14 protein-coding genes are annotated in these 14,769 nt (G+C 35.0%); 2 read left to right on the top strand and 12 right to left on the bottom strand.

Translation table 11 applies throughout. The annotated features are described in order from the left end of the window. Positions 1-2 precede the first annotated feature (2 nt). The 12 genes from HHX25_RS13120 to mraZ form a co-directional block, all read right to left on the bottom strand. On the bottom strand, positions 3-695 hold the full coding sequence (locus HHX25_RS13120) for a cell division protein FtsQ/DivIB (protein ID WP_317169086.1): 693 nt from the start codon (positions 693-695) through the stop codon (positions 3-5). A gap of 16 nt (positions 696-711) precedes the next feature. Beyond that, positions 712-2,064: a UDP-N-acetylmuramate--L-alanine ligase gene (gene murC / locus HHX25_RS13115; protein WP_169674244.1), complete on the bottom strand. Its 1,353-nt coding sequence runs from the start codon at positions 2,062-2,064 to the stop codon at positions 712-714. A gap of 26 nt (positions 2,065-2,090) precedes the next feature. After that, positions 2,091-3,206: an undecaprenyldiphospho-muramoylpentapeptide beta-N-acetylglucosaminyltransferase gene (gene murG, locus HHX25_RS13110; protein ID WP_169674242.1), complete on the bottom strand. Its 1,116-nt coding sequence runs from the start codon at positions 3,204-3,206 to the stop codon at positions 2,091-2,093. A 6-nt stretch (positions 3,207-3,212) separates the two neighbouring features. Continuing rightward, positions 3,213-4,406, bottom strand: a complete 1,194-nt coding sequence (locus HHX25_RS13105) for an FtsW/RodA/SpoVE family cell cycle protein (protein WP_169674757.1) — start codon at positions 4,404-4,406, stop codon at positions 3,213-3,215. 120 nt (positions 4,407-4,526) lie between these two features. After that, positions 4,527-5,858, bottom strand: a complete 1,332-nt coding sequence (murD, locus tag HHX25_RS13100) for a UDP-N-acetylmuramoyl-L-alanine--D-glutamate ligase (protein WP_169674239.1) — start codon at positions 5,856-5,858, stop codon at positions 4,527-4,529. 14 nt (positions 5,859-5,872) lie between these two features. Continuing rightward, on the bottom strand, positions 5,873-6,226 hold the full coding sequence (locus HHX25_RS13095; protein ID WP_169674236.1) for a four helix bundle protein: 354 nt from the start codon (positions 6,224-6,226) through the stop codon (positions 5,873-5,875). Between the two features lie 37 nt (positions 6,227-6,263). Beyond that, positions 6,264-7,505 carry a phospho-N-acetylmuramoyl-pentapeptide-transferase gene (mraY, locus tag HHX25_RS13090; RefSeq protein WP_169674233.1) on the bottom strand — a complete coding sequence of 414 codons (1,242 nt, stop codon included), beginning with the start codon at positions 7,503-7,505 and terminating at the stop codon, positions 6,264-6,266. A 1-nt stretch (position 7,506) separates the two neighbouring features. Then, the gene (locus HHX25_RS13085) at positions 7,507-8,970 is read right to left on the bottom strand and encodes a UDP-N-acetylmuramoyl-L-alanyl-D-glutamate--2,6-diaminopimelate ligase (RefSeq protein ID WP_169674230.1); all 1,464 of its coding nucleotides are present in this window, start codon (positions 8,968-8,970) and stop codon (positions 7,507-7,509) included. Next, entirely contained in the window at positions 8,967-10,928 is a 1,962-nt protein-coding gene (locus HHX25_RS13080) for a penicillin-binding protein (protein WP_169674755.1), read from the bottom strand. Before HHX25_RS13080 ends, HHX25_RS13085 begins: the two co-directional genes overlap by 4 nt. A 63-nt stretch (positions 10,929-10,991) precedes the next feature. Then, positions 10,992-11,309: an FtsL-like putative cell division protein gene (locus HHX25_RS13075; RefSeq protein ID WP_169674227.1), complete on the bottom strand. Its 318-nt coding sequence runs from the start codon at positions 11,307-11,309 to the stop codon at positions 10,992-10,994. Positions 11,310-11,352: 43 nt separating this feature from the next. After that, entirely contained in the window at positions 11,353-12,249 is an 897-nt protein-coding gene (gene rsmH / locus HHX25_RS13070) for a 16S rRNA (cytosine(1402)-N(4))-methyltransferase RsmH (RefSeq protein WP_169674224.1), read from the bottom strand. Next, a complete protein-coding gene (gene mraZ, locus HHX25_RS13065) occupies positions 12,236-12,706 on the bottom strand; it encodes a division/cell wall cluster transcriptional repressor MraZ (protein WP_169674221.1) in 471 nt (156 codons plus the stop codon). The genes rsmH and mraZ overlap by 14 nt, the downstream gene beginning before the upstream one ends. A gap of 293 nt (positions 12,707-12,999) precedes the next feature. Here mraZ and HHX25_RS13060 point away from each other — a divergent pair, with 293 nt between their 5' ends. Together HHX25_RS13060 and yihA are read left to right on the top strand one after the other, a co-directional pair. Beyond that, the gene (locus HHX25_RS13060) at positions 13,000-13,764 is read left to right on the top strand and encodes an alpha/beta fold hydrolase (RefSeq protein WP_169674218.1); all 765 of its coding nucleotides are present in this window, start codon (positions 13,000-13,002) and stop codon (positions 13,762-13,764) included. Positions 13,765-13,826: 62 nt separating this feature from the next. Next, positions 13,827-14,438 carry a ribosome biogenesis GTP-binding protein YihA/YsxC gene (yihA, locus tag HHX25_RS13055; protein WP_169674215.1) on the top strand — a complete coding sequence of 204 codons (612 nt, stop codon included), beginning with the start codon at positions 13,827-13,829 and terminating at the stop codon, positions 14,436-14,438. Positions 14,439-14,769: the final 331 nt, after the last annotated feature.

Genomic DNA, 14,769 nt, shown 5'->3' with positions numbered 1-14,769 from the left:
CCTTATATTTTGGTACACACTACTTGGTTGTCAAACTGCAAATTGACTTTACTGTAATTATTAAGTGTTTTTTCTTTTAGGTTTTTTTGATAAAACGCTTTTAAATTATTGATCTTTTTATTTAAAAAATTCACGTCACCTAATTGCACTATAAAGTTGCATTGTCTTAATTTTAAGTAAACAACCTTATCGATACTTTGATGAATTTCTATAACATTCTTTTTTAAAAACTCATCACGAGTAATTTTACTGGCAACTTTATGAATGTTTTTTAAATTATTTTTTTCTACATAACCAGTAACTAATGGTACTCTAGCTGAATAATTAGTAGATAATGGCATATAAGAACCTTCATCATCAATATAATAAGACGCGTTTGTACTCACTCGTGCTATAGGTACCTTTTGTTCAATTTCAGCATTAAGTGTACCATTTACAGCAACATACACTTCTGCTGTTTTTATCATTGGGTTAGATTTTAGGGCATTTTCTAGCTCATTCAAATCTAAAGTTTCTTTAGGTACATTTTTAACACCTCCATATTTTTGTATTAACAATTTACTAACAGTTTCGTTTGATACAAACAGATTATTCTCTCCAATAAACCTCACATGAGGGCTTGATACTTTTCTCTGCGCATTTTTTTGTGATGCAAAAGCAAACAAAAAAGCCACTAGTACCAATAAGACAAACATCTTTATGTAATTCCAATTAACTCGCAATATTGAATTCTTTTTTAATACGTTTTACTTGTTCTCCTATATCGCCTGCCCCAATGGTTAATATAATTTTAGCAGCACTATTATGTATCGCTGGCAACAACTCTTTTTTGTTTACCAACTGCTTATTTTCATTATTTATTTTACTTAGCAACCAAGCTGAAGTCACACCTTCTATAGGCAGCTCTCTGGCTGGATAAATATCCAATAACAGCAATTCATCAAACTGGGATAAACTTTCTGCAAAACCTTCTATGAAATCACGTGTCCGACTGTACAAATGCGGTTGAAAAATGGCCAATACTTTTTCATCTGGGTACATTTCCCTAACTGCCTGATGTACTGCATTAATCTCTTCAGGATGATGGGCATAATCATCAATAAAAACAAGATTTTCAGTTTTTATATGATAGGTAAATCGACGTTTAACACCTTTAAAAGATTCTAACGCCTCTATAAGCTGCTTACTAGAACAGCCATACTCCAAAGCCATAGCCATAGCTATTAAAGCATTCAATAAATTATGTCTGCCCGGTAAATTAAATCGTAAATCCTCAAGTACTGTTTTTGGAGTTTTCACATCAAAAACATAAGTACCATTTTCTACTTTTATATTTTGAATCGCATAATCCGAATTATCTTCTATACCATACGTAACACCTTCTAGCGGCAAACCATTTCTAACAAACAATTTCCCATTAGGTTTTAATCTTTTTGAAAAATCTTCAAATGTTTTTTTTAATTCTGAAGCATCTCCATAAATATCTAAATGATCTGCATCCATAGATGTAATACATGCCATATCTGGAGACAATGTTAGAAAGGAACGATCGAACTCATCTGCCTCCACAACCGAAACCTCTGTGCCATTCAATATTAAATTGGAGTTATAGTTCTCACTAATTCCTCCTAAAAAAGCTGTTAAAGGCACATCACATTTATTCATTAAATGCCCCAAAATACTCGTCGTTGTCGTTTTTCCATGAGTTCCCGCTACAGCTAAGCAAAATGTATTTTCTGTTATCAGTCCCAGAATTTGCGAACGTTTTAAAACCTTATAGGCATTCGTGTTAAAATATGTCAATTCCGAATGACTATTAGGAATCGCTGGCGTATAAACAACAAGTGTTTTTTCGACATCTAAAAAAGAAGCTGGAATATTATCTACCGAATCTTCAAAATGAACCTCTATACCTAAAACCAGCAAACCATTCGTTATGTCGGTTTGAGTTTTATCGTAGCCTGCCACACATTTATTATTGGCATGAAAATAACGCGCCAAAGCACTCATCCCGACGCCCCCTATGCCAACAAAATAGATGTTATGTATGTTATTTAAGTTCATTTTCGTCATTTCTGCATTGACAGAGATCAATTTATATTATCATTTGCCAGAAGCTTTTCTACTTCGTCTGCTATCTGAGATGTAGCATTTTCCAATGCCATTTTTTTTATATTGACACCTAATTCTTTTTGTTTTTCATGTGATGCCACGAGTTGTGAAAACTTGTTTTCAAAATCCACATCCAAATCTGCTTCTTTTATTATCATGGCTGCATCATTATTTACCATTGCCATAGCATTTTTTGTCTGATGGTCTTCAGCTACATTTGGGGATGGGATAAAAACGACTGGCTTACCTACAATACACAACTCTGAAACCGAACTAGCTCCAGCTCTTGAAATAACCATATCAGCTGCAGCATAAGCATAATCCATACGGTTTAAAAATTCAAATACCTGCACATGCTTTGTATTATTATAAATTTTATACTGCTGATAATACAACTTTCCACATTGCCATATAACCTGCACATTTAGCGTATTTAAAAAATCCAGTTTATTCTCTATCAATTCGTTTATCCTTCTAGCCCCCAAACTACCCCCCAAAATTAAGAGCGTATATTTTCCATGTTTCAAGTTGAAAAACTCTTTAGCCTCAACCGCTTTACTATCTACATTTAGCAAATCCCGACGTACAGGGTTACCTGTTTTTATAATTTTTTCTTTCGGAAAAAAACGCTCCAATCCATCATAAGCTACACATATTCTTTCTGCCTTTTTTGACAGTAACTTATTCGTAATTCCAGGATACGAATTCTGCTCCTGTATTAAACTGGGAACCCTATTTAGTGCTGCTACATACAACAAAGGCCCACTAGCGAATCCTCCCGTTCCAATAGCGATATCTGGCTTAAACGATTTTACGATCTTTTGCGCATTCCATAAACTACTTATAAGCTTAAAAGGAAATGCTAGGTTTTTTAAACTTAGTTTACGCTGAATTCCAGAAATCCAAAGCCCTTTAATATCATACCCAGCTTGTGGCACTTTCTCCATTTCCATTCTATCATTAGCTCCCACAAACAGAAACTTCGCATCAGGAAAACGAGATTTTAACTCATTTGCTATAGCTATAGCAGGATAAATATGCCCTCCAGTACCTCCTCCAGATAATATGATTTTGTATGTTTCTTTTTTCGCCACTAGCTCTTAAATAGTTTCACTTAAAATTTCCAACGGATTATCCTCCTTAATTTCCTGTTCTTTTATTTCTTCTCGTTTCGCGCTCACGCTTAAAATAATTCCTATCGCCAAACACGTCATCCATATAGATGTCCCTCCACTACTCACCAAAGGCAATGTTTGTCCCGTTACAGGAAACAACTCGACAGCTACAGCCATATTAATTAACGCTTGAAACACAATAGGCAAGCCAACACCCAATACTAAGAGTTTACCGAATATGGTATCAGATTTTTGAGATACAATAACAATCCTAAACAACAACCACATATAAAGGATTATAATTGTAAAACCCCCTATTAAGCCATATTCTTCTATAATAATTGCAAAAATGAAATCTGATGACGATTGCGGCAAGGCATGTTTTTGAATACTTTTACCTGGACCGACACCGAAAACCTTACCAGATGCTATAGCAATTTTTGCTTTTTCTATTTGATAATCTGCATCCGTATCTTCATTATTTGAATAGTTCTTAATTCTGTTTTCCCAAGTGGTCACTTTAACATGCAATGGTCCGGTTGTTAATTTTGCAAACATGACAAAAAACACCAATGCCAACAGGCCCGAACCTAGTATAACCCCTAAATAGCGCACAGGATACCCTCCTAAAAACACCAGAAACAACACCATTAAAAATATAATGGCTGCTGTTGAAAAATTTGAAGGCAAAATTAAGGCCAACACCATAAAAACAGGCATCCAAAGCGGAAGAATAGATTTCCTTAAGCTTATATTAATATCTTTAATTTTCGACATATATCGCGCCACATAAACCATCAGCACCACCGAAGCAAAAGTCGATGTTTGAAAAGACATGCCCACAATAGGTATTTTAATCCATCTACTAGCACTTGCCCCTCCCATAACTGTTCCTTGCAACATCGTAATAACCAACAACACCAAAACTATTGGAATCATCACCAAAGACAACCCTTTAAAATATCTATACGGGATTTTATGTACTCCATACATAATAACGAACCCTAAAAACAAATGCATAAAATGTTTTACAAACGAAATAAACGTATTACCGTTGTGCTTAACATATGCCAGATCACTAGCAGCACTGTAAACAGGCAAAAATGAGGCTATAGCCAACAACGCTACAATAGCCCAAATTAACCGATCTCCCTTTATGTTTTTAAATACTGTTTGCATCCCATCTGTCCTCCCAGACATCTTTCCTAATGAAAGTTATTATTATACTTTTAATCCCTACCACCTCCTTAATCTCACTTCGACTACGCTCAGTGCGATAAACAGGATAATTCCTGATTTTTATAAATTTCTTACTGCGCTTTTAAATTGACGCCCTCTATCTTCATAATTTTGAAACAGATCAAAACTTGCACATGCTGGCGACAATAAAACATTATCTCCTGCTTCAGAAATTTTATACGCAATTTTTACCGCCTCGCTCATAAATTGTGTTTCAACAATAACATCGACCATGCCCCCAAACGTTTGCATCAATTTCTCATTATCTGCGCCCAAACAAATAATAGCCTTCACTTTTTCATTTACAAAAGGAAACAACTCCTCATAGTTATTGCCTTTATCTTCCCCTCCAACAATCCAAACCGTAGGTGCATCCATACTTTCCAAAGCATAATATGTAGCATTTACGTTAGTTGCTTTAGAATCGTTTATATACTGTACTTTATTAATTTTTAAAACATGCTCCAAACGGTGTTCAACACCCTGGAAGTTTTCCAAACTCTCCCTTATGGTCTGTTTTCTAATTTTCAACAAATGCGAGACTGTCGAGGCAGCCATAGCATTTTTTGTGTTGTGTTTTCCTTCTAATTTTATATTTGTTGTTGGCATAATTATTTGGTTGTTATTAATTGTTATATTTATATTATCATCTTTTAAATACGCACCATTCTCTATTTGCTTTGTCAATGAAAATGGCAATAATGTTGACTGAACTGGATGTTTTTTTAAATGCTCGACTATCACTTCATCATCGGCATCATAAATCAAATAATCCGCTTTAGTTTGATTCATAGCTATTCTAAATTTTGAAGCGATATACTTCTCAAATTGATAGTCATACCTATCTAAATGATCAGGTGTAATGTTTGTAATTACTGCTATATGCGGTTTAAAATCGACAATATCATCTAATTGAAAACTGCTAATCTCCAACACATAATTATCGTAGCCTTCCTCTAAAACCTGTTTAGCAAAACTGTCACCTATATTACCCGCTAGCCCCACATTTAATACTTGTTTTAGAATATGATGCGTCAAAGAAGCCGTTGTTGTTTTACCATTACTCCCTGTAATCCCAACAATACTAGCCTGCGTAAACTTCGATGCAAATTCAATTTCTGATACTACTAATATTCCCTTATCACGAATCTGTTTCACCAAAGGCACTTTATCTGGAATCCCAGGGCTTTTCATTACAACATCTGCATTCAGGATTTTTTCTTCCGAATGGTTTTCATCTTCCCATTCAATCTCATTATTTATAAGAACTTCTTTATATATTTCTTTAATTTTTCCTTTATCTGAAACAAAAACATCATACCCCTTTTCTTTTCCCAAAAGCGCGGTACCAACACCACTTTCTCCACCTCCTAATATGACTAACTTTTTCATTTACGATTTTAGAATTACGATTTACGGTTTCTCATAGTTCTAATTGAAGCAACTGTTATAGATAATAATTCGTTTGCTTCGGCCAACAATCTTCTTATTTCATTATGCTCCTTGCCACCAACCTCTATAAGCAATTCCAAAAAGTACATACTCTCATCAGCTTCTTCTTCAACAATCTTTAGCTTATTTATAAAATCCGCATCGGACTTTGCCCTACACGCCGCTCTATAATTAGCCCCAACTGAACTTGAACATCTTATTAATTGGTTACAGTATGCATTGAACTCTCTTGAAACAGGAAATTTTGTACATAAATGCCAGCAATCTGATGCAAATTTTTTTGTTCTTTTTTTTAAAACTTCCTTCATATATTCTTAAATCCAAAATCGTAATTCGTAATTCTGACTATCTAATTTTCAATGTGACTATTGAAAGAATCGCTAATAGAATACCTACAATCCAAAATCGGGTTACAATCTTACTTTCATGATATCCTGATTTTTGATAGTGATGATGCAATGGTGACATTTTAAAAATGCGACGCCCTTCCCCATATTTTTTCTTCGTATACTTAAACCAGCTTACCTGCATGATTACCGATAAATTTTCCGCTAAAAAAATACCACACAACACTGGAATTAGCCACTCTTTACGAACAGCAATAGCTATCACAGCAATTATACCCCCAATGGTTAAGCTTCCTGTATCTCCCATAAAAACTTGAGCTGGAAATGTGTTGTACCATAAGAAACCAATTAATGCCCCTACAAAAGCAGCAATATAAATGGTTATCTCCTCCACTCTTGGGATATACATAATATTGAGATAGTCTGAAAAAATAATATTACCAGACACCCATGCGAATATCCCTAATGTAAGCACTATTATTGCCGATGTCCCGGCTGCTAACCCATCAATACCGTCCGTAAGGTTTGCGCCGTTTGAAACAGCAGTTATAATAATAATGCTGATTAGAATAAATATAATCCAAGCATACTTATCTAAATCTGGACTTATCCACGTAACAAGCTTAGCATAATCAAACTCATTTCCTTTCACAAAGGGAATGGTCGTTTTGGTCGACTTTGCTTCTTCCTTAAAAAGTTTTGATGGCGCTATATCCGCATCTTCAGCCAACATTTCCCGCTGCACTTCAATGGGAAGTTTTTCCTTTATAGTAACATCTGAATGAAAGAAGAAAGTCGCACCAACTATAATACCAAGCCCCACTTGTCCGAGAATCTTAAATCGCCCCTTAAGTCCTTCTTTATCATTTTTAAACTTTTTAATATAATCATCGATAAATCCAATAACACCCATCCAGAGCGTTGTTACAATTAGTAAAATGATGTAAATATTTTCTAGTTTAGATAGCAATAACACAGGAATTAACGTTGCCAGAATAATAATAATACCTCCCATGGTTGGGGTTCCTGCTTTCTCCTGTTGCCCCTCCAGCCCTAAGTCCCTTATGGTTTCACCTACTTGTTGTTTTTGCAAAAAACGTATAATTCGTTTTCCATATATGGTTGAAATAAGCAGCGACAGAATCATTGCCAAAGCCGCCCTAAAGGTTAAAAAACCAAAAAGTGTAGCTCCAGGGAATTGAAACTGTTTTTCTAAATAATCAAATAGGTAATACAACATGCTATTTTTGTATTTGCTTTAAAAATTCTTGTACCATTTTATAATCATCAAAATCAAAGCGTTCACCTTTAATTTCTTGATATGTTTCGTGCCCCTTCCCTGCTATTAAAATAATATCGTTGGGTTGTGCTAACTGACAAGCTGTTTTTATTGCCTGCTTTCTATCAACTATGGTTAATGTTTTTTTGTAATTCTGAGGGGCGACACCTTTTTCAATATCATTAAGAATATCTTCTGGAACCTCACTTCGCGGATTATCACTTGTAAAAATAACCTTCGTACTTAAAGCCGAGGCTATATGTCCCATTTTGGGTCGTTTGGTTTTATCTCTATCTCCTCCACAGCCAACAACTGTTATGAGTTCTTCATTTTTAGTTCGAATACTATTAATGGTTTCCAATACATTTTTCAATGCATCGGGCGTATGCGCATAATCTATTATCGCTGTAATTTTCTCATCAGAAATCAAATACTGAAACCTCCCACTTACATTATCCAATTCACTTATTAAGCGCAATATTTCAACCCTTTCAAGCCCCAACAATTCTGCAGTGGCATAAATAGCCAAAATATTATAAGCATTAACCCCCCCTATAAGTCGTGCCCATACTTCGCTATCATTTATTTTAAGCAAAAGTCCACTAAATTGGTTTTCCAGAATTTGAGCTTTATAATCGGCATAACCCTTTAAAGCATAAGTAAATTTTCGAGCCTTGGTATTTTGCAACATAACAAGTCCGTTTTTATCGTCTACATTTACCAACGCGAAGGCTTTTTCTGAAAGCCCGTCAAAAAACATCTTCTTAACATCTCTATATTCCGCAAATGTTTTATGATAATCTAAATGGTCATGAGATAAATTAGTGAATATGCCCCCTTCAAACAGCAGTCCTTCTGTTCTATATTGATGAATCCCATGAGAACTCACCTCCATAAAGCAAAATTCAACCCCTTCAATATTCATCTCCCTTAAATACTTATTGATAGTTAATGAATCTGGCGTAGTATGTGTTGCCTTATACTCTGTATCATCAACCATTATTTTAACTGTCGACAACAACCCAACTTTGTAACCTGCTTTTTTAAATAATTGATACAACAAACTTGCTATGGTTGTTTTCCCATTAGTTCCCGTAACACCTACTAGTTTCAAGTTTTCGGATGGCGTACCATAATAATTGGATCCCATTATAGCTAAAGCTTTACTGGAGTTCCCCACCTCTACATAAGTCACTCCATCTACCAAGTTTTCTGGTAATACTTCACATATAATTCCTATAGCACCATTTTTTATAGCCGTATCAATAAAGTGATGTCCATCTACAACATTTCCGCGAATGGCGACAAACAAATCACCTTTGTTAATTTTTCGAGAATCAAAATCGATAGCCCTAATATCAATACCCGTACTACCAACCACAGCATTGATTGTTACCTTATATAATATGTCTTTTAGTGCAATCATGAAGCTTTTAAAACTATCGTTTGATTATTTTTTAATTTCTCATTTTTACTTACAGATTGTGCTTTTACAACACCTCTTCCTTCAAGTTTTACTTTTACATCCACATCCATGTTCTCCAAAAGTGCCAGCGCATCCATTGCTGGCAAACCAATAACACTAGGCATTATTGTTTTATAAGTTCTTGCCGTTTGATAATAAGCAACATATTCTTTTTCTGCCGATGGATTTTTTACTTCAAGCGAATTAATCTGATTGGTTAACGGTGTTTCTATAAATATTTTTTGAGCTATTTTTTTAAAAACAGGACCAGATACATCGGCTCCATAATACCCTACTTCCCTATCTGGTTCGTGAATAACCACAATGCATGAATATTTAGGATTATCTGCTGGGAAATAACCTGCAAACGACGATATATAATTCAACTTTTTCTTATCTCTATAATCTTTTTGACAAGTACCTGTTTTCCCTGCCATAGAGAAATTTTTAGAATACAACTTATTTCCAGTTCCATGTTTTTTCTCTACAACATTTTTTAATAATTGACGGACTTTAGCAATAGTTTCCTTAGAACATATTTGCTCATTAATCACTTCTTTTTTATAAGGCACTATTACTTTATCAAACTCTTTAACTTCTTTTAAAAATTGAGGTTTTACCATTTCACCCCCATTTGCTATAGCATTATAAAATGTTAATGTTTGTAATGGCGTGAACGATACCCCATAACCGTAAGCCATCCATTGCAATGCAATACCGCTCCAGCGTCCATTTTTTATTCTAGGATCTGGAATTATAGGACTTGGTTCTCCAATAATTGGAATATCCAATTTTTGATTTAAGCTCATATCATACAATCTATCAACAAACATACTCGGCTTCTTCTTATAAGCCCGATCTATTGCCTTGACTATTCCTGTATTTGACGAGACTTCAAAAGCCTCTGAAACAGATATTTTCCCATAACCACCATACCTGGAATCACGCACTTTTTTGCCATAAAAAGTAAGCACCCCTTTTTCTGTATCTACCACATCACTGGTATCCACAACTTTATCTTCTAAAGCAGCAGTTATAGCCATTAACTTAAAAGTAGAACCTGATTCATGACTTTCCCCAACCGCATAATTTAATCGTTCATAATACAAGCCTTTACTGTTTCTACCTAAATTAGAGATCGCCTTCACCTCTCCTGTTTTAGTTTCCATAACAACCACACAACCATGATCCGCCTTATACTTATCCAACTGCTCTAAAAGGGCATGGTGCGCGATGTCCTGAATATTAACATCAATCGTCGTATACACATCATAGCCATCTTTTGGCTCTATTTGATTAAAGTCTGTAAGTGGTTTCCATTTATTCTTTCCAATTTTCTGCTTTAAGCGCTTACCATCTGTTCCTCTTAAATATTTCACCCCAAAAGCACCATCAATTCCAGGCCTGGTTACATTTCCTTGATCATCAAAACGCTCATAACCAATAGTTCGCCTTGCGATGCTCCCCATAGGAAACTCTCGCTTTGTTGTTTGCTCTACAATCAATCCACCTGAAATAGCCCCGCGTTTTAATAGTGGAAAATTTCTAAACCGAACATAATCTGTGTAATTAATATTTTTAACCAATAAATAATATTGATTCTTATTTGATCGCGCTTTTCTTATTTCTTTTTCATAATAGCTTGAAGACCTGCCCAAATACCCGGAAAGTGAATCACATAATGGTTTTATAAATTCTTCAAAGGTTTTTTGCTGAGACGTTACCGCATCTATAGCAATATTATATTTAGGAATTGAGGTTGCCAGCAAACTTCCATCATCAGCATACACATTACCCCTATTAGCAGGTATAGTGATATCCTGAATATCCCTCTTATCAACCAAAGCCCGATATTTATCTCCTTGCAAAAATTGAATGCTCAACAATTTAAACATCACAGCAAGCCCGAAGACGAACATACATCCTGCTATAAAATACAATCGGTTTAATATGCCTTTTTCGTTTACTGCCAAGGGCTTACTTTATTTTTGAGATTTAACCTTTATTTTCTTAGGAGGTATCACCGAGGGCGATAAACCTTTTCCTTTCATTTTACCAATAACCGCCGACTCCATTTTAAGTCTCATGAGCCGAGAACGCCCATCCACAAATGCTGAGCGCATTTCTTTAACTTCATTTTTCAATCGGGCAATTTCGTATACTTTTTTATCCGCACTATGCGAACTTGCTATCATTATAATCGCCAAAACAGAAACAAAAATGATAAACCTCCAATTTTTAAAAGAGTCATCACTAACTAAAAAAGTCCCTTTTAATATGTTATAGATGCTTTTTTTCATTCTTCTCTCTCTTTGAGATATCTTAATTATTCTTATTAGACTTTTAAAGCTTTTCAGCTATTCGCAACTTAGCACTTCTAGCCCTACTATTTGCATCAATTTCCTCTTTAGAAGGCACAATCAAGCCATTTACTTTTTTCAATGGCACTTCAAAATTCCCAAACATATCGCGCTCTGGCTCCCCTTCAAACATCCCATTTCTAATAAAACGCTTCACCAACCTATCTTCAAGAGAATGATAGGATATAAAACTCAATCGACCGCCTTTAAACAAAATGTCTGGTGTCTGCTCCAAAAACTCTTTTAACACCTCGATTTCCTGATTCACCTCTATCCGAATGGCCTGATAAATCTGTGCCAATACTTTGTTTTCATGTCGTGGTGGCAAAAACTTCCTCAGCACACCTTTTAACTGCTCGCTTGTTATGATAGGCTCTATTTTCCTATGCTCTACTACCAATCTTGCCATAGCAGGTGCCGCACGCAATTCACCATATTGCAAAAACACCTGCTTCAATTGCTCTTCTTCATATTCATTCACAACATGAAAAGCAGACAGTTCATTTTGCTGATTCATTCGCATATCCAGATCTGCTTCAAAGCGCGTAGAAAATCCACGCTCAGCAACATCAAATTGATGAGATGACACGCCGAAATCCGCCAAAACCCCATCAACTTGTTTAACACCATGAAATCGCAAAAAGCGCTTCAAGTACCTAAAGTTTTCATGAATCAATGTAAACCTAGGGTCGTCAAGAGCATTTTCAAGAGCATCCTCATCTTGATCAAAAGCAAACAACCTCCCGCGCTCACCAAGCCTTCTTAATATTTCCTTACTATGGCCTCCGCCACCAAACGTTACATCCACATAGACCCCATCAGCTTTGACGTCCAGACCATCAACAGTCTCTTTTAACAATACAGGGTTATGATATTCCATGGTCTTCATCGTCTTGTCCCATTACCTCTTCAGCTAAATCTGCAAAATCAACAGACGCATCATCAATGGCCTGTTCATATAAATCCTTATCCCATATTTCGATAATATTTATAGCCGAGGCTACCACTATATTTTTCGAAATATCGGCAAATACCGTCAAGTCCTTTGGTATTAGCAAACGCCCATTAACATCGACATCTACGATCTTTGCTCCCGCCGTGAACCTGCGAATAAAATCATTGTTCTTCTTTTTAAACTTATTAAGCTTATTCATCTTCTGCATTAAAATTTGCCACTCACCCATTGGATACAACTCCAAACACTTTTGAAACACAGAACGACGCAACACAAAACCATCGGATAAAATAGAAGACAGCTGTTTTTTTAAGGAAGCTGGCATCATTAACCTACCCTTTGCATCTACTTTGCAATCGTATGTTCCTGTTATTAAGTCCAAAACGGTTTATTGAAATTCTAACGTTTAAGTTTCAAATATATTGAAAAATATACCACATTTTACCACTTTATACCACTTTGTTGATAATTTTTCGATTAAATGGAGCTTAAACACGATTTCAATCGCTAAAAAACATGCTTATAGCTTACTATCAACATGTTGGAAACAAAAATTTAATAACATATTTTTTATCAACATTCCTGTAAGAAAGTTTTATTTTTGCCAAACAATTTAAATGGTTAAAATATGAATGAATTAACTATATTTGTTCTTAATGCAATGACCAACTAATAATGATGTATCGTTTAAAAAAGGAAAAAGAATATAGTTACTTTGAAGCTGGAGAAGGTACACCTATAGTGATATTACATGGCCTTATGGGTGGGCTTAGCAATTTTAATGCTGTCTCTGATTTTTTCAGCACCAATGGCTATAAAATTATCATTCCGGAATTACCAGTATACAGCATGTCATTGCTTAAAACCAATGTGAAGAGTTTCGCTAAATACTTACATGATTTTATTGAATTTAAAGGTTTCGACGAAGTTATTTTACTAGGAAATTCCCTAGGAGGACACATCGGTTTATACCACACCAAACTCTATCCCGAAAAAGTAAAAGCGCTTGTTATAACAGGCAGTTCAGGGCTTTATGAAAGTGCCATGGGCGGTGGCTACACCAAACGCAGCGATTATGAAGTTATAAAAAAGAAAGCACAAGATGTTTTTTATGATCCTGAAGTTGCCACTAAAGAGATTGTCGATGAAGTTTACGAGACCGTAAACGATCGTAATAAGCTTATAAAAACACTGGCCATTGCCAAGAGTGCAATAAGACACAATATGGCCAAAGATTTACCTAATATGAAAATACCAACTTGTATTATTTGGGGTAAAAATGATACAGTGACACCACCAGATGTTGCTGAAGAGTTTAACGAACTTTTGCCAGATTCGGATCTGTTTTGGATAGACAAATGTGGACATGCCGCCATGATGGAACACCCTGATGAATTTAACAAAATCCTTCAAGGATGGCTGAATAAACGAGCGCTTTAAGGTTTACATAAAAATAATATTCGATTAATAAAGATTCCTGGCTTCGAGGGAATAATAATAAAATGAAGATTAAATCTGCCGAGTTCGTAGTGAGTAATTCCGATGTTGCCCAATGCCCCAAAAGTATGTTGCCTGAATATGCTTTTATTGGCAGAAGTAATGTTGGCAAATCATCACTTATAAATATGCTGACTAGCCGAAAAAGCCTAGCAAAAACATCTGGCAGACCTGGAAAAACACAGCTAATAAATCATTTTTTAATCAACAAAAATTGGCACTTGGTAGACTTACCTGGTTATGGTTATGCTCGTGTTTCTAAAAGTGCTAAAAAAGTATTTCAAAAATTTATTACACAATACTTTGCATTTCGAGAACAGCTCGTTACTGCATTTGTTTTGGTGGATATTAGACACAAGCCACAACCTATCGATTTGGAGTTTATGCAGTGGTTGGGCGAAAATGGCATCCCATTTTCTATTATTTTCACGAAAGCAGACAAGTTAAAACCAAAGGCTATTGAAAATCACGTGGAAATTTATAAAAATGTACTTCTAGAGACTTGGGAAGAAACTCCTAATTGCTTTATCACCTCTTCATCTAAAAGCATAGGAAAAGAGAATTTACTAGAGTATATCAATAGTCTTAATGAAAATATTCAATTAACTTCTCCATAGTCTATAACGCTCGGAATCAATTACACCAAATAGACTTGTAATTTTCTTTACGAACAGCACCAGCATTTCATCGAAAAATTTTTCATTCAAAAAACTTATTCTTCTTTTAATCGACAAACCGCTTCTTTCTTTAACAAAATTGCAATATAAAACCCATTTGTGGTACGATTTATTAAAAATGTACCACAAACAACATGTAAGTTTATATTATTTTTAATTGTAGGAAAAAACATTTTTTTGTTTTAAATAAAAATCTTATCCCAATTTTAACTTAACAATAATTTTTATGGTAAAAACTATTTACAAATTAGCAAAAAAGCCAAGCACTCTT

It is taken from the genome of Flavivirga algicola (genome assembly GCF_012910715.1).
Classification (GTDB): domain Bacteria; phylum Bacteroidota; class Bacteroidia; order Flavobacteriales; family Flavobacteriaceae; genus Flavivirga; species Flavivirga algicola.
The sequence above is the reverse complement of the archived record's forward strand: the minus strand, read 5'-3'. Positions and strand labels throughout refer to the sequence as shown.